Annotated in this window: 14 protein-coding genes and 3 tRNA genes; 11 read left to right on the plus strand and 6 right to left on the minus strand. The window is 71.2% G+C overall.

The window, feature by feature from the left end:
- Positions 1-43 precede the first annotated feature (43 nt).
- From AC07DS_RS41110 to AC07DS_RS41120, 3 genes are all read left to right on the plus strand, one after another.
- A complete protein-coding gene (locus AC07DS_RS41110) occupies positions 44-1,174 on the plus strand; it encodes a sensor histidine kinase (protein ID WP_479153858.1) in 1,131 nt (376 codons plus the stop codon).
- Positions 1,171-1,776 carry a response regulator transcription factor gene (locus tag AC07DS_RS41115; protein WP_145885169.1) on the plus strand — a complete coding sequence of 202 codons (606 nt, stop codon included), beginning with the start codon at positions 1,171-1,173 and terminating at the stop codon, positions 1,774-1,776. Before AC07DS_RS41110 ends, AC07DS_RS41115 begins: the two co-directional genes overlap by 4 nt.
- A gap of 238 nt (positions 1,777-2,014) precedes the next feature.
- Complete coding sequence (locus AC07DS_RS41120; protein ID WP_145885168.1) at positions 2,015-2,692, plus strand: response regulator; 678 nt, start codon at positions 2,015-2,017, stop codon at positions 2,690-2,692.
- Positions 2,693-2,932: 240 nt separating this feature from the next.
- Here the strand turns inward: AC07DS_RS41120 and AC07DS_RS41125 are convergent, their stop codons facing one another.
- Both AC07DS_RS41125 and AC07DS_RS41130 read right to left on the minus strand, forming a co-directional pair.
- Entirely contained in the window at positions 2,933-3,997 is a 1,065-nt protein-coding gene (locus AC07DS_RS41125; protein WP_479153859.1) for a ketoacyl-ACP synthase III family protein, read from the minus strand.
- A 413-nt stretch (positions 3,998-4,410) separates the two neighbouring features.
- Positions 4,411-4,707: a hypothetical protein gene (locus AC07DS_RS41130; protein WP_186581863.1), complete on the minus strand. Its 297-nt coding sequence runs from the start codon at positions 4,705-4,707 to the stop codon at positions 4,411-4,413.
- A 266-nt stretch (positions 4,708-4,973) separates the two neighbouring features.
- On the opposite strand from AC07DS_RS41130, the gene AC07DS_RS41135 reads away from it, so the two are divergent.
- The 5 genes from AC07DS_RS41135 (at position 4,974) to AC07DS_RS41155 (ending at position 9,999) form a co-directional block, all read left to right on the plus strand.
- On the plus strand, positions 4,974-5,237 hold the full coding sequence (locus AC07DS_RS41135) for a hypothetical protein (protein WP_479153860.1): 264 nt from the start codon (positions 4,974-4,976) through the stop codon (positions 5,235-5,237).
- Positions 5,225-6,379, plus strand: a complete 1,155-nt coding sequence (locus AC07DS_RS41140) for a nucleotide disphospho-sugar-binding domain-containing protein (protein ID WP_479153861.1) — start codon at positions 5,225-5,227, stop codon at positions 6,377-6,379. The genes AC07DS_RS41135 and AC07DS_RS41140 overlap by 13 nt, the downstream gene beginning before the upstream one ends.
- Entirely contained in the window at positions 6,379-7,557 is a 1,179-nt protein-coding gene (locus AC07DS_RS41145) for a nucleotide disphospho-sugar-binding domain-containing protein (RefSeq protein WP_479153862.1), read from the plus strand. The genes AC07DS_RS41140 and AC07DS_RS41145 overlap by 1 nt, the downstream gene beginning before the upstream one ends.
- A 300-nt stretch (positions 7,558-7,857) precedes the next feature.
- Positions 7,858-9,021, plus strand: coding sequence for a nucleotide disphospho-sugar-binding domain-containing protein (locus AC07DS_RS41150; protein WP_479153863.1), 1,164 nt, complete (start codon positions 7,858-7,860; stop codon positions 9,019-9,021).
- 231 nt (positions 9,022-9,252) lie between these two features.
- Positions 9,253-9,999 (plus strand): site-specific integrase, encoded by a 747-nt coding sequence (locus AC07DS_RS41155; protein WP_479153864.1) that lies wholly within the window; start codon positions 9,253-9,255, stop codon positions 9,997-9,999.
- A 208-nt stretch (positions 10,000-10,207) separates the two neighbouring features.
- On the opposite strand, the gene AC07DS_RS41160 is transcribed toward AC07DS_RS41155, so the two are convergent.
- The 4 genes from AC07DS_RS41160 to AC07DS_RS41175 all read right to left on the minus strand — a co-directional run bounded on the left by AC07DS_RS41160 (position 10,208) and on the right by AC07DS_RS41175 (position 12,139).
- Positions 10,208-10,281, minus strand: a tRNA-Phe gene (locus AC07DS_RS41160).
- 24 nt (positions 10,282-10,305) lie between these two features.
- Positions 10,306-10,380 (minus strand) — tRNA-Asp (locus AC07DS_RS41165).
- Between the two features lie 38 nt (positions 10,381-10,418).
- Positions 10,419-10,491, minus strand: a tRNA-Glu gene (locus AC07DS_RS41170).
- 82 nt (positions 10,492-10,573) lie between these two features.
- Entirely contained in the window at positions 10,574-12,139 is a 1,566-nt protein-coding gene (locus AC07DS_RS41175) for a metallophosphoesterase family protein (RefSeq protein WP_479153865.1), read from the minus strand.
- 94 nt (positions 12,140-12,233) lie between these two features.
- Here AC07DS_RS41175 and AC07DS_RS41180 point away from each other — a divergent pair, with 94 nt between their 5' ends.
- The 3 genes from AC07DS_RS41180 to AC07DS_RS41190 all read left to right on the plus strand — a co-directional run.
- A complete protein-coding gene (locus tag AC07DS_RS41180) occupies positions 12,234-12,584 on the plus strand; it encodes a metallopeptidase family protein (protein WP_145885161.1) in 351 nt (116 codons plus the stop codon).
- A 98-nt stretch (positions 12,585-12,682) separates the two neighbouring features.
- A complete protein-coding gene (locus AC07DS_RS41185; protein ID WP_479153866.1) occupies positions 12,683-13,192 on the plus strand; it encodes a hypothetical protein in 510 nt (169 codons plus the stop codon).
- A gap of 215 nt (positions 13,193-13,407) precedes the next feature.
- The coding region (locus AC07DS_RS41190) for a DEAD/DEAH box helicase (protein ID WP_479153867.1) at positions 13,408-15,293 on the plus strand (1,886 nt) is incomplete at its 3' end.

Genomic DNA, 15,293 nt, shown 5'->3' on the forward strand with positions numbered 1-15,293 from the left:
CGTGCGGGTCAAGGGGAAAGCCTTAACCCATGAGAGGTTCGGCATGCACAAGGCGCCGACCATCTTCTACCCCGTGCTCGTCATCGCCGCCGGCGCCCTCTCCGACATCGTCGGGGGACGTGACAAACCGACCTGGGAGGCCGCTGCCGGACTCCTGGCGTTCTGCGCCCTCTATCTCTTCTCCCTCTGGGCGGCGTTCAGCGACCGGTGCGGGCGCCTGCTGGTGATCACCCCGGCAGTCGCCCTCACCGCCCTCACTCTGACGCTCGCCCTCCGCTTCGGCGAGGGAATGGTCTGGCTGTTCTCCCTGCTGGCGGTGGTGTGGAGCGCTGTGGCGAGCTGGCGGCATCTGCTGCACCCACCGCTTGTGATCGGCTTGGTCTCCTTCACGGCCGGCATGACCGCCGTCTATGCCGACGCCGAGGTGGGTGACGCGATCGTCATCAGCTACAGCACCCTGCTCTCCGGCGTGATCGTGACCATCATCGTGCGCCTCTTCTCCACGGTGATGGAGCTGCGCCAGGCCCAGGAGGAGCTGGCCCACTCGGCGGTCGCGGAGGAGAGGCTGCGGTTCGCCCGCGACCTGCACGATCTACTCGGACACTCGATCTCGCTCATCGTCGTCAAGGCCGAGGCGGTGCGCAGGTTCGCCGAGTGCGACCCAGCCACCGTCAAGCGTCACGCCCAGGACATCGAGGCCGTGGGCCGCACCTCGCTGGAGGAGATCCGCGAGGCGATATCCGGCTACCGGGAACGGGACCTCAACTCCGAGCTGAAGGGCGCCAAGTTGGCGCTGACCGACGCGGGGATAGAGACGGAGATCGTCCACGACGGTCCGCCGCTGCCGGTTCAGGCCGACGCGTTGCTCGGGTGGGTGGTGAGAGAAGGTGTCACCAACGTCATCCGGCACAGTGAGGCCCGGCACTGCGAGATCTCCGTGCGGCACCGCTCCGAGGGCGTCGAGCTGGAGATACGTAACGACGGCCCCCGTACGAAACCGCCCGCCGCCGAGAACGACGGCGGAACACCCGGCCATGGTCTACTGGGGCTCGCGGAGCGGTTGTCGGCGGCGGGCGGCGCGCTGACCACGGCACCGGGGGTGGACGGGGGATTCCGCCTTACGGCCAGGCTGCCCGTTGCCCGAAGGAGTGAAGTGAGGGTGGGTGCCCAGTGATCCGGGTTCTGCTGGCCGAGGACCAGGGGATGATGCTGGGCGCGATCGCGCAACTGCTCGACCTTGAAGCGGACATCGAGGTCGTGGCCCAGGTGGGCACCGGTGCCGAGGTCGTTGACGCGGCCCGCGCGTCCGACCCGCACATCGCGGTCCTCGACATCGAGATGCCTGTGCGGACCGGCCTGGAAGCCGCCGAAGACCTGCGGCGCCTGGTGCCGGGATGCCGGGTGCTGATCGTCACCACCTTCGCCGGGCCGGGCTACTGCCGGCGAGCCCTGGACGCGGGCGCCCGAGGATTCCTGGCCAAGGACGGGCCCGTGTCGGAGCTGGCCCACGCGATCCGGCGCGTACACGCGGGGGAGCAGGTCGTCGATCCGCTCCTCGCGGCGGCCGCGCTCAGCGCGGGGTCGAGCCCCCTGACCACCCGAGAGCGGGAAGTACTCGCGGCCGCGGCGGACGGCGCTCCCGTCCTGGCCCTCGCGAAGCGCTTGCACCTCTCGGAGAGCACGATCCGTAATCACCTCTCGTCGGCCACTCAGAAGATCGGTGTGCGCAACCGTATGGAGGCCGTGAACAAAGCCAAACAAAACGGTTGGCTGTAAGGCTCTGATAAGCGAGCGGGCCGGCACCTGCCGGCCCGCTCGCTCAGCTCCCGCTATAGCATCCCCGCTTATTAGTTCTCGAGACCTGTCCGTGATAGATTCCGGATTAGGGTGACAAGCTGACCAAATTATCGACCACATTGTCACCCACCTCAATGAGGGGAACAGGCAGCAGACGCAACACACTGACAGCGTCTCGCAGTCGGAGACCACCCAGCAGGCGGGGGCCTGGGATACGATGAACCATGAAGCTGAGTGCATAACCATTCTCATCGCAGAGGACCACACACTCCTGCGGGAGGCGCTCCACGAGAGCCTCGGCGCCGAGGACGACCTGGACGTGGTCGGTGAGGCGGACAACGGTGAGAGCGTCGTCCAGCTCGCCCGGGACCTGAGTCCCGACGTCATCCTCATGGACGTCGAAATGCCGGGTGGAATCATCAGCGAGAGGCTGCTCGCGATCAAGAGAGCCTCACCCGAATCCCGCGTGATCATCCTCACGATGCATGATGATCCGCGGCTCGTTCAATCACTGCTGAATCACGGAGTCCACGGCTATCTGCTGAAGACCATATCCCGTATGGAACTCATCGCCGCCATACGAGGCGTCAACCGCCACCCGGAGCGGAGGGTGCTGTCGGTTTCACAAGGAAGTCTCAATTTCAACAACCGGTCGGCGGAGGGCCTGACAGAGCGCGAGATCGACGTTCTCGGTCACGTCGCCAAGGGCCTCAGCAATGCACAGATAGCAGCCCGGCTCTTCATCGCCGAGGGAACGGTAAAGCGCCATTTGCGCAATATCTTCGACAAACTCGGCGCGACTTCCAGGACGGATGCCGTGAACAAGGCGACCGAGGCGTCCCTGCTCAGCCGGGGCATCGACAGACCCTTCCGCTGCTCGGCCAGCCAGATGTGACCCCCGTGCGGGCCCGCGACCGGCCCGGACCCTCCCTCACGCCCGTTGCCTCAGCCCACCTTCGCCCTCTCCGCCGCGGTCCCACCCGCTCCACTGTGCCCCGAGCCCTGCCCACGGCCGGGCTCGGTCGCTTCCACAGCTCCTCTTCGGGCCCCACCGGGGCGCACTCCTCGCGGCGGACCTCACCCCACTCGGTGACCGGCAGGCTCTTCGAGAAGCTCTGGGCCGGCAACTGAGCCTCTACCGATCGGGGCGGGCCGCCCAGTCGGGGATGCAGAGGATCTCCAGGACGGCTGTTGTGATCGTGTAGCCGGCGCCGCCGCCGTAGAGCAGCACGTGGTCCCCGGGGTTCAGGGCACCGGTGAGCAGCAGGTGCTCAAGGCCCGCGGCCCAGTCGCCGGCGCCGATGTGGCCGCTGGTGCGGGCGAACTCCCAGGTGGTCGCGGACTCGTCGACGCCGAGCAGGTGGTGGATCTGGAAGGGGCCCGGGATCCGTCCGGTGGCGGGGATCACGACGTACGCGATGTCGTCGGTCCCCAGGCCCGCGTCGTCGAGGACGGCCTGCTTGGCCTCGGTCATCACCTTGCCGAAGCGGATGTTGGTGAGGGTCTCGTCGCTGACTGCCTTATGGGCGTCGCCGCGCGCGGTCAGGTCGACCTGCCGCTCCGCGGCCCGCGAGACCGGACCGAACGGCTCGTCGCCGCGCGCCATCGGCTCCAGGCCGTTGTCCGCGACGGTGGCGGTGGCGACAAGGCGGGCGAAGCCGCCCCGGGTGGAGAGCACGGTCGCGGTGCCGCCGTCGGCGTAGGCGTTGCCGTGGCGCAGCCGCCAGCGGTCGGCGCCGGGCCCGCCGAAGCGGTCGGCGGTGGTGACCATGACGGCGCTGCCGTTGCCGTAGCCGGCGGTGAGGTGGGCCGCGGCCAGGTCGAGGGCGCTGATGCCGACGTTGCAGCGCTGCTGCACATCGAGCGCGGGCACCGTCGTGCCGACCGTGTGCCCTGCGATGTAGGACGCGGCGGGCCAGATGTCCAGGCCCTGGTACCAGGTGCTGCCGTGCAGCAGCAGCGAGTACTCCCGCTTCGCGAGACCGGAGCGCTCGTGGGCGGTGCGGGCCGCGGCGACCGCCATGTCCGGCGGCGCGGTCCAGGGCTCTCCCTCACCCTCGCGGGCGATGCGGACGGACTCGTACCCGAAGTCGTCGATCCACTCCTGGCCGCACTCCCCGGCCGCGACGCACTCGCTCACCGGCACCGGCTCGGGCAGCCAGCTGCCCAGGCCCGCGACATAGATCTCGTTCCAGCGCATCCAGTTACTCCTCCGGCTCGGCTCGCATGGGTTTCGGCATACGCCCAAGATGGCTGCCGGCCTTCGAACCGCGTTGGAGTCCGAGAGGGGAACGGGCAGACCGCACGCGGTCGAGCGCGGCTCAAGTGCGGCGCGAGCGAGGTCCGAAGGCCGGTGGCCACGCTGTGGTCCCGACCGACTGGCGGCCCCTGCCCCCCTGCCCCCCCCCGCTGATTCCCCGGAGGTCCGCCGTGCGCATCCTGTTCGCCGCCAAGCGGGCACGTCGCATCTGCGGCTCCTGGTGGATCGAAGTCCCGGTCGTCCTGGACGCGCTGTCCCGGGCCGCCCAGGACGTACACCGGCGCCACCAGGCCCCGAACACCCGGTACTTGATCCGGGACAACGACACCGGATACGCGGTGGTACCGGACGAGTCAGCCGGGGTGACGGCGCTGCGGCTGCCCGGCACACCCGACGAGACGGCGGCCGTCGCCGACCGGCTCGTGGCCGTCTTCACCCCGCTCGACCTCCCGGGCGGCCCGGCGTGGCGGTGCGGCGCGGTGGGCAGCCGGGAGGCCGGGCGCACCCTGTTCGGTCTGGCCGTCCACCACGTGGCCTTCGACGGGGCGTCCGAGGCGGTGCTCGCCGCCGGCCTCGGCCTCGCCCACGCGGCGCGGGCCGCGGCTCAGGAGCCGGACTTCGCCGGGTCCGCCACCGCCGCTCCCGGGCACTCCAGTTCGCGCCCCCTGAGCCGGGCCGACCTCGCCGTGCGGGAGCGGCACGCACGGGAGCTGCCGCGTCGACCTGCTGTACCCGCGGCTCCGGCCACCCCACCCGGCGGACGGCGGCGACCCGCCGCGGCAGGCGGTCGCGAACGGGGACGAAGCGCTCGGCGCCCAGGAGCTGGGCGGTGCGCAGCTCGCACGCACCGTCGTGCTGACCGGCGGCGCACTGGGGCCCATGCCCAGCTTCCTGATACAGGACGGCCCCGACCCCCGTGCTCGAACTCGAAGTCCGCACGGCCGAGTTGGGGTGGATCGGGAAGATCGCCATGTTCACCGAGCTGGAGTTCGACGTCCGGATCACCCCGGACGGGGCCCTGGCCACCGCGACCGTGCGCACCGACCGGCTGCCCGCCGCGTTCGCCGACACCGTCGTGACCACGTTCGCCGAGGCCGTGCGCCGCGGCCCGGAGCACGGGCCGGAGACCGCCGACTCCCCTTCCGACGAGCCCGACGAGGACCCTTCATGCGCGTACTGATCCTGAGCAGCCCCGAGTCCACCCACTTCTCCTGCATGGCGCCGCTGGCCTGGGCACTGCGCGGCGCCGGGCACGAGGTGCTGGTCGCCGGGCAGCCCGACATCGTTCCGATGGCCCGCGCCACGGGCCTGTCCACGGTCACCGTGGGCCGTCAGTTCTTCGGGAAGGACCTGCTGTCCCCGGTGCTGCCACCGGACAAGCGGCTCATCGAAGTGGTGGGCCCGCACACTCCGAAGATGACCCTCATCGGCTCCCGGATCTGGGTACTGCACTCCCGCTACCTGGCCCCGCGCTACCTGGAGGTGGCCCGCCAGTACCGGCCCGACCTGGTCATCTCGGAGATGCTCGACTGGGCGGCGCTGCTCGTCGGCGGCGCCCTGAAGATCCCGGTGGTGTCGCACCGCTGGGGCGTCGACCCGATGAGCCCTCTGATGCGCGGCACCGCCGAGGACCTGCTCGCGGGAGCCTGCGAAAGGCTCGGCATCGAGGGCGGACTGCCGCGGCCGGACGTGGTGCTCGACCCTGCGCCGCCCCAGCTGCTGTGCCCCGGAACCCCGGCGGCCACACCGATCCGGCACATCCCGTTCAACGGGACCGGCGAGGTGCCCGGCTGGCTGCGGCAGCGCGGCGAGCGGCCCCGGGTGTGCGTGTCGATGGGGCGGCAGACCCTCGCGCTCGGCGGCATCCCGTTGTTCCGCGGGATCATCCAGGCCTTCGGGGACATCCCGGAGGCGGAGGCGGTGATGACGGTGCAGGAGGAGTTCCTCGACCGGCTCGGCACCGTCCCGTCCAACGTGCGCCTTGTCCCGCCGACGCCCCTCAACGGCTTCGTCGACCGGATGGACGCGGTCGTCACGCACGGCGGCGCCAACACCCTGCTCACCGTGGCCGGTCGCGGAGTACCGCAGCTGATCCTGCCGCAGCTGGCGGACCAGTTCGAGGGCGGTGAGCTGCTCGCCGCCGCAGACGCCGGGCTCAGCCTCGCCACCGCCGACGAGCAGAACGACCCGGCGGCCGTCGCGGCGGCCGTGCGCACCCTGCTCACCGAGGAGCGCTTCGCCAAGGGCGCAAGGAAGCTCGCCGACACCATGGCCGCCATGCCGAGCCCCGCCGCCGTCGTCCGTGACCTGGAGAACCTGTGATGCGCGTCCTGTTCATCAGCTCCCCCGCCGCCACCCACTTCCTGCCCATGCTGCCGCTCGTCAGGGCGCTTCAGGCGGCCGGCCACGAGGTCCTCGTCACCGGCCAGCCCGATGTGACGGGGCCCGCCGAGGCCGCGGGCCTGGCGACCGTGACCTACGGGGACGCCTTCCACTACGAGGATCTGTGCGGTGGCAAGGGGCCGCGGGGCCCGCGCCCCATCGAGACCGTGGGCCGCCCGCCCGCGCAGCAGATCGACGGCGCCGCCCAGATGTGGCGCAACCACACCTCGTACCACCTGCCCGACTACCTGGAGCTCGCCCGAGACTGGAAGGCCGACCTGGTGGTCTCCGATCACATGGACTTCGCGGCGCCGATCGTCGGCGAGGTACTCGGCATCCCGAGCGTCGAGCACCGCTGGGGCGTGAACCCGACCAGCACGTCCATGCTCAGGATGACCCTGATGTGGCTCGGCCCCCTCTGCGGGCGCCTCGGCCTGGACTCGGTGCCGGGGCCCAGTCTGATCCTCGACCCGGCGCCGCCCGCGCTGCGCAGCACCGACGCCCCGGAGGGCCGCCCGATCCGTCCCCTCCCGCACACGGACGGCCGCGCCCCCTGGGCCTACGCCACATCCCCGGGGGCCCCGGGCTGCCGGGTCGCGGTGGCGCTCGGCGGGCACACCCTCGAACTGGGCGGCGCCCCGCTGGTGCGCATCGTCGTCGACGTACTGGAGCGCACCGGCGGCGTCGAGGCGGTCGTGTCGGCCCCGCCCCGGTTCCGCGAGGCGATCGGGGCACTGCCGAAGACGATGTCGTACACCGATGAGACGGCACCCGGCGTCCTCTTCCCCGGCGCCGACCTGGTGGTCCACCACGGCGGCGCGGGCAGCACGCTCGGCGCGGCCGCGCTCGGCGTACCGCAGCTGGTGCTTCCGCAGGTGGGCGACCAGTTCATCGCGGGCGACAAGGTCGCCGACGCGGGTGCCGGGATCAGCCTCGACTCGGCCGGGCTCCAGAACAACGACACCCATCTCACCGACGCCGTACGCGCGTTGCTCTCCGACCCGGGATACCGGCAGGACGCCGCACGGCTGCGGCAGCAGATCCAGGAGATGCCCGGTGCGGCCGAAGCGGTCGGCGTCCTGGAGGACCTGGTCTCCCATCAGACGGTGCGGGCGTGAGTACGACGGAGATGACAGAGGAGGCGAAAGAGAAGCAGCCGAATCCGCATGGCATGCGCGGCCGTCGCCAGGCTCGGCCTCACCGTCGCCGACGCCTCCCTCTGGCGGCTCGACGTCCTGCTCCTGCCGCTCGGCGCGGGCCTCGGCGGGTCACTCGGATCGCCCTGTACATGGCCCGGCCGGCCGCCTCCCCGGACCAGTTGGGCGTGGTCACCACAACCTCCCGGTTCGCCCTCCTGATGAACGACGTGCACGTCGACGAGACCCAGCCCCAGACACCCCCCGAGGAGACAGAGGACCATGCGCGTACTGATGCTGAGCACCCCGTTCCCCACCCACTTCACCCCCATGGTGCCGCTGGCCTGGGCGTTGAAGGGAGCCGGACACGAGGTGACGGTCGCCGCGCAGCCTGACGTCACGGACGCGGCCCGCGCGGCGGGGATATCCGCCGTCGACATCGGAGACCGCTTCCACGGCCTGGACCTGCTGCAGCGCCACCTCCCGCCCGGGGTACGGCCATTGGAGCTGATGGGGCCGACCCCGCCGGAGAAGATGGCGGGCGCCACCAAGCTGTGGGAGATCCACGCCCGCTATCTGCTCGACGCCTACCTGGAGTTCGCCCGCGACTGGCGCCCCGACCTGATCGTGTCCGAGCAGATGGAGCTCACCGGCGCGGTCATCGGCAAAGTGCTCGGAGTGCCGTCGGTGCAACACCGCTGGGGCGTCGACCCGCTCAGCGGCCCGTCCCGCGCCTCGGCCCGCAAGTTCCTGTACACAGCGGCACACCGGCTCGGCCTCGACGGGCTGCCCGACCCCGATCTGCTGCTCGACCCGTGCCCACCGGCGCTGCGCCACCCGAGCGCCGCGCCGGGCGCGCCGATCGGCTACGTGCCCTTCAACGGCGTCGGCACCGTGCCCGAGTGGCTGCGGGTACCGGCTCCGGAGGGGCTGCGCCGGGTGGCGGTCTGCCTGGGCCACCAGACGCTGGTGCTCAACGGCACCGGCCTGTTCCAGACGATCATCGAGTCCTTCGCCGGACTTGAGGACGTCGAGGCCGTGGTGACCGCGGCCCCGGAGTTCCACGAGCGCTTCGGCGAACTGCCCGACAACGTACGGGTGGTGGAGCCGGTGCCGCTCAACCTGTTCCTGCGCGACTGTGATGCGGTGGTGCACCACGGCGGCGCCAACACCACGATGACGGCCTGCGTGTTCGGGCTTCCGCAGGTCGTCCTGCCGCAGCTGGTGGACCAGTTTGCGTCGGCCGAGCTCCTTGCCGCGGCCGGGGCGGCCCGGGTGCTCCCGGAGGCGGCCCCGCAGAACGACCCGGCGCAGGTCCGTGCGGCGATCGCCGACGTCCTCGGGGACGACGGGTATCTGAAGGGCGCGCGGAAGCTGTACGACGACATGGCGGCGATGCCGAGTCCGGCCCGGGTGGTGGCGGACCTGGAACTGCTCGCCGCCTGAGGCACCAGGTGAGGGGCCCCGAACGGATTCCGGATGCTGTCGGTCAACCCGGGGCTCGCCTGACGTCGGCCTTCAAGACCTGGTTGTGGTCCCGGAGGCCGACGTTGTCGTCTGGGCGGGTACAGGTGTCGATGAGGCGTCCCCCGGGTGAGTCTGTGGTGGTGAGTGCGGGGTATCCGGGTTTCCCCGTGTCCGGCTGCTGTTCTGGCGGGGTTGATCGGGGTGCCGCGCATGCGCGGCATGTCGAGCATGACGGTGCGGTGGCGGCGGACGGTGGTGACAGCGTCGTGGCTCGCCCGCGTCGCGGCCGAGTGCCAGTGCTGCCTGCACGGCTGCGTGCGGAACGTCGCCCAGCTCGTACAGGTCCCTACGCCCTCGTACGACACCGGCAAGGGGCTCAGCGTCGCGGACGCCCGGCTGTTGCTCCGCGCGTCCGAGGAGGACCGGCTGCACGCCCTCTACGTGCTGGCCTTGGTCCTGGGGATGCGGCGCGGCGACCTGTTGGGGCTCCGTTGGGACGCGATCGACCTGGACCGCGAGACGCTGACCGTGGAGCGTGCGCTGCAGCGCGTCGAGGGAGAGCTGCGGTTGGTCAAGCCCAGGACTCTGGCGTCGGTCCGCACCGTTCCGCTCCCGCCCCTCGTGGTGAAGGCGCTCACCGACCACCGCGAGCGGCAAGCCCAGGAGCGCGCCGCCGCTGGCACGGGATGGAAGGAACGAGGGCTGGTCTTCACGTCCCGCATCGGCACCCCGGTGGAGCCGGACAACCTCCGGCGGAGCTGGGACCCGCTCCGGAAGCGTCTCGGTCTGGAGATCCGGTTCCACGATCTCCGGCACTCCGCCGTGTCGCTCCTGTTGGATCTCGGTGTTCCGCCTCACATCGTCCGGCAGATCGTCGGCCACAGCGACATCGGGGTAACCATGAAGGTCCCCGAGGTGTCCCGAGCCGGTCACCCGGGTGGCGGCTTGCAGTCGTGAGCCGCGTGTCCCCACCTGAGGGTGAGGACACCACCGCCGAAAGTGATGAAGAGGATGAGAGCCCAGGGGAATGATGAACCGGTCTCGCGTGACACGGCTGCCCGGGTGATCCTCCTCAGGAGCCGTTGGCGTACCCCTTGGTAGCCGACACGAAAACACCCCCTCCGTAAGATCCCGGAGGGGGTGTTTGCCCTGATGAGGGCTGCGGTGGCTGGGGCCGGGGTCGAACCGGCGACCTATCGCTTTTCAGGCGATCGCTCGTACCAACTGAGCTACCCAGCCACGAGGCTTCCGAGGAAACCTCAGCGGTCCTGACGGGATTTGAACCCGCGGCCTCCACCTTGACAGGGTGGCGAGCACTCCAAACTGCTCCACAGGACCAAGCGTTTGTGTGCAACAGTGTCGCACACGATCTTGCGTGCCCCCAACGGGATTCGAACCCGTGCTACCGCCTTGAAAGGGCGGCGTCCTAGGCCGCTAGACGATGAGGGCTATCGGCCCGCCTGGGCGCTTCTCAGCGCGTCGGGGACGTGAGAAGCATATGGGATGGCGGGGAGGATCGCCAAAACGGTTTTTACGACCCCGATGGCGACGGCGTGGCCGGGGACGGTTTCCCGCCCGAGGGCCCGCGGTGGAGTCGCTGATCGAACACTTCCTCGGGCAGGTGGCGGCTGACCTCGGCCGTCGTCAGGCCCAGGCCGCCCAGCCTGATCTCGTCCCAGGCCTGGAGGCGGCGGGTGTCGCGGTCGAAGTAGAGGATCGAGGCCTCGATCGGGTCGGGGTACTTGCGCTCCACGGCACGCAGGCCGCTGCCGCCGGTCGAGCCCTCGATGCGCAGACGTGTGCCGTACTTCATGACCTCCGTTCCCTCGTGGTGGAGGTGGCCCGCCAGGACCAGCGCGACCGCGCCGTCCGTCTCGCGCGCGGCGGCCGGCTCGTGTGCGATCGCCACGTCGACCGGGGTGCCCGCCGCCCGCTGGTCGCGCAGGGCGGCGGCCAGGCGGTCGCCCGCCAGCACCTCGGCCGCGTCCCCGCCGGGCGACACCGAGCGGTCGGGGGTGAACTGGGGGTCGCCGATGCCCGCGAACCGCAGGCCGGCGATCGTCTCCGCCCGGCCGTCGTCCAGGACGTGCACGTTCCGCATGTGCTGCAGGTAGCGCTGGGTGGTCCTGGAGTCGTGGTTGCCCCGGACCCAGACGTACGGCACGCCCAGGTCCGCCACCGGGTCCAGGAAGCCGTTCTCCGCCGCGGTGCCGTGGTCCATCGTGTCGCCCGAGTCCACGATCACGTTCACCTTGTACTGCTCCACCAGCGAGGCGATGATCTTCCAGCTCGCCGGGTTGAGGTGGATGTCGGAGACGTGCAGGACCCGCAGGCCGGCCGGGTCCGGCTGGTAGGCGGGGAGGGTGGACGTGACGTCGTACAGCTTCGTCACGTTCGTCACCAGGCGTGCCAACTCCTTCTGGTAGACGTCGAATTCGGTGACGATGCTGCGCGCGTTGCCGACCAGGGAGGGTGCGGAGGAGAGCAGGCCGGAGAACTTCGGCTCCAGGACCGACTTGGGGTTCCAGGTGGCGTACGCGGTCGCCCCGGAGGCGGCGAGGAGGGCCAGTGCCAGGCCGCCGGCCGTCAGGGCGCGGCGCGGGCGGCGGTAGACCGCGAGGCCCAGGGCGGTCGCGCCGGAGACCACGGCGACGCAGGATCGTACGGCCAGGTCGAGCGTGCCGTGCTCGACGTCCCGGGCCACCTCGTCCTGGAGCCCGGAGAGCCGCTCGGGGTGGTCGACGAGGGCCTGGGAGCGGAGCGGGTCCAGCTGGTCGACGTTGACGTCCAGGCGGACCGGGGCGACATGGCTGTCCAGGGTGAGCGCGCCCAGCGGGGAGACGTTGATCTTCGTGCCGCCGGTGAGGGACGGGCGCAGTGCCATCGTCGTGTCCATCGGGCCGACCGGGACCCGTACGTTCCCGACGATCAGCAGGCCCAGCCAGGCGCCGACCAGGACCACCGTGGTGAGCCCCAGGGCGCGCAGCCAGGGGTTGGGGCGGGCCGCCAGTTCCAGGGCCGGGAGGGCGGCGGCTTTGCGGGCGCGACGGGTGCGCGGGGTGCGGAGGGCTGCGACGGTGGCTCGGGCGCTGGCCATTGGGGGCGTATGCCCACGGCCGGGCGTGGATATGCGAGGGATATGCGACGGTTCGCCTGCCTCGTACGGGCCTCCCGTACCGGACAATGACCGTGTGCTGGAGATGACGCGCGAGGAGTTCGAAGAGCTGGTCGCCGAGGCGCTCGACCGGATCCCGCCGGAGCTGACGCGGCTGATGGACAACGTCGCGGTGTTCGTCGAGGACGAACCGCCCGCGGACGATCCCGAGCTGCTCGGGCTGTACGAGGGGACACCGCTGACCGAGCGGGGCGAGTGGTACGCGGGGGTGCTGCCGGACCGGATCACGGTCTACCGGGGGCCGACGCTGCGGATGTGCGACAGCCGTGCGGACGTCGTCGCCGAGACCGAGGTCACCGTGGTGCACGAGATCGCCCACCACTTCGGCATCGACGACGCCCGGCTGCACGCGCTCGGGTACGGGTGACCGGCGGGGCACGCCGATAGGAGCGGGGCGCGTGTCCTCTTGCGGGCGGCGGGAGTTGGTCAGGTTGACTCCCATCCTCGCCTCCGGAGGTGGCCGCCGTGCGCCCCTTGTACGTACCCGTCCGTCTGGTCGTCACGGTGCTGGCCCTCACGGCCGCCGCCGGCTGTGTGAGCGTGGGTGACGACGCCGGCCGGGCCAGGCCCTCGCACTCGGCGGGGCAGCGGGGCGGCGAGGCGCCCGACGGGGGTCCGGTGGAGGGCGGCGGCGGCCTCGGCTACGGCGGTGGCGGCTCCGGTGACGGCAAGCACGAGCACGGGGGCAAGAAGAAGCGGGGGGAGTCGGCCTCGCCCTCGGTCACGCCGTCCGTGCCGGGCAGTGTCTCTGCGGCGCCGCCGCAGCCCGGGAAGACCGTGGATCCGGACCCCGCGCACACGATCGAGCCGACCCCCACGCAGACGGCCGAGCCGCAGCCGACGCCCACCGAGGAGCCGGCGCCCGCCTCGACCCCGCCGCCACCGTCGGCCGAGCCGTCCTCCTCGGCCCACGAGGAGACGGGACCCCAGCTGGTCCAGCGGGAGCCGGCGCCCGCGGCGGGGACTCCGGCCTAGGACGTGACCAGCGTCTCCTGGCATCGGTTTGCCTCGAGGGGCGTTGGGTGCGTATGGTGGTAGATCGTTTGATCCCATTTGCCCGGCGCCACTGCAGAGCGCGCCGTGTGGCGCGTACTCTCCCTTACCGTGGCGGACCGCATTGAGGCGGTCGTGAGCGATTCACGGAGTTGACGGGCGCGTGCCGAAGAGACTCCGGAAGGTTTCGCATTCGCATGTCCGTGTCCAGTACTGATCAGATCGTCATGCCCGAGAACGACAACGAGCTCGTGGACGTGACGACCGAGGTCACCGAGGCCGTCGAGGCCGCTGACACCACCCCCCAGATCACCTTTGCCGACCTCGGCCTCCCCGAGGGCATCGTGCGCAAGCTCGCACAGAACGGCGTCACCACCCCCTTCCCGATCCAGGCCGCGACCATCCCGGACGCCCTGGACCGCAAGGACATCCTCGGCCGTGGCCGCACCGGCTCCGGCAAGACCCTCTCCTTCGGTCTGCCGACCCTGGCCACGCTGGCCGGCGGCCGCACCGAGAAGAAGCGGCCGCGTGCCGTCATCCTCACGCCGACCCGTGAGCTGGCCATGCAGGTGGCCGACGCCCTGCAGCCCTACGGCGACGTCCTCGGCCTGAAGATGAAGGTCGTCTGCGGCGGTACGTCCATGGGCAACCAGATCTACGCCCTGGAGCGCGGCGTCGACATCCTCGTCGCCACGCCCGGCCGCCTCCGCGACATCATCAACCGCGGTGCCTGCTCCCTCGAGGACGTGCAGATCACGGTCCTGGACGAGGCCGACCAGATGTCCGACCTGGGCTTCCTGCCCGAGGTCACCGAGCTGCTCGACCAGGTCCCGGCCGGCGGCCAGCGGATGCTGTTCTCCGCGACCATGGAGAACGAGATCCAGACCCTCGTCGACCGCTACCTGAACAACCCCGTCTCCCACGAGGTGGACGCGGCCCAGGGCGCGGTGACGACCATGTCGCACCACATCCTCATCGTGAAGCCCAAGGACAAGGCGCCGGTCACCGCCGCGATCGCCTCCCGCAAGGGCCGCACGATCATCTTCGTCCGCACCCAGCTGGGCGCCGACCGCGTCGCCGAGCAGCTGCGTGAGGCCGGCGCGAAGGCCGACGCACTGCACGGCGGCATGACCCAGGGCGCCCGCACCCGGACGCTGGCCGACTTCAAGGACGGCTACGTCAACGTGCTCGTCGCGACCGACGTCGCCGCGCGCGGTATCCACGTCGACGGCATCGACCTGGTCCTGAACGTGGACCCGGCCGGCGACCACAAGGACTACCTGCACCGTGCGGGCCGTACCGCGCGTGCCGGTCGTACGGGCACGGTCGTCTCGCTGTCCCTGCCGCACCAGCGCCGCCAGATCTTCCGCCTGATGGAGGACGCCGGCGTCGACGCCGCGCGCCACATCATCCAGGGCGCCGGCGCCTTCGACCCGGAGGTCGCCGAGATCACCGGCGCCCGCTCCATGACCGAGGTCCAGGCCGAGTCCGCGGGCAATGCCGCCCAGCAGGCCGAGCGCGATGTCGCCCAGCTCACCAAGCAGCTGGAGCGCGCCCAGCGCCGGGCCACCGAGCTGCGCGAGGAGGCCGACCGGCTGGTCGCCCGCGTCGCCCGCGAGCGCGGCGAGGACCCGGAGACCGCGGTGGCCGAGGCCCAGGCGGCCGCGGCGGAGGCCGTGGTCGAGGCGGCCGCGGCCCAGGAGCCGGCGGAGCGCGAGACCGAGCGCGAGGAGCGTCCGGCGGGTTCGGCGCCGTACGAGCGCCGGGAGCGCCGTTCCTTCGACCGTGGCGAGCGCGGCGAGCGTGGCTTCGAGCGTCGCGACGACCGGGGTGACCGCGGTGGCTTCCGCCGTGACCGTGACGAGCGTCGTCCCTTCGACCGTGACCGTGGCGAGCGTGGCTTCGAGCGTCGTGACGACCGGGGTGACCGTGGCGGTCGTTCCTTCGAGCGCCGTGACGAGCGCCGGCCGTTCGACCGTGACCGTGGCGAGCGTCGTCCCTTCGACCGTGACCGTGGCGAGCGTGGCTTCGAGCGTCGTGACGACCGGGGTGACCGTGGCGGTCGTTCCTTCGAGCGCCGTGA

This window comes from Streptomyces sp. NPDC044064 (genome assembly GCF_056434245.1).

Bases quoted from the DNA above. Each gene is read 5' to 3' on its own strand.
- AC07DS_RS41110 (WP_479153858.1), top strand. From the start codon at position 44: ATGCACAAGGCGCCGACCATCTTCTACCCCGTGCTCGTCATCGCCGCC.
- AC07DS_RS41120 (WP_145885168.1), top strand. From the start codon at position 2,015: ATGAACCATGAAGCTGAGTGCATAACCATTCTCATCGCAGAGGACCAC.
- AC07DS_RS41125 (WP_479153859.1), bottom strand. From the start codon at position 3,997: ATGCGCTGGAACGAGATCTATGTCGCGGGCCTGGGCAGCTGGCTGCCC.
- AC07DS_RS41140 (WP_479153861.1), top strand. From the start codon at position 5,225: ATGCGCGTACTGATCCTGAGCAGCCCCGAGTCCACCCACTTCTCCTGC.
- AC07DS_RS41145 (WP_479153862.1), top strand. From the start codon at position 6,379: ATGCGCGTCCTGTTCATCAGCTCCCCCGCCGCCACCCACTTCCTGCCC.
- AC07DS_RS41150 (WP_479153863.1), top strand. From the start codon at position 7,858: ATGCGCGTACTGATGCTGAGCACCCCGTTCCCCACCCACTTCACCCCC.
- AC07DS_RS41155 (WP_479153864.1), top strand. From the start codon at position 9,253: ATGCGCGGCATGTCGAGCATGACGGTGCGGTGGCGGCGGACGGTGGTG.
- AC07DS_RS41175 (WP_479153865.1), bottom strand. From the start codon at position 12,139: ATGGCCAGCGCCCGAGCCACCGTCGCAGCCCTCCGCACCCCGCGCACC.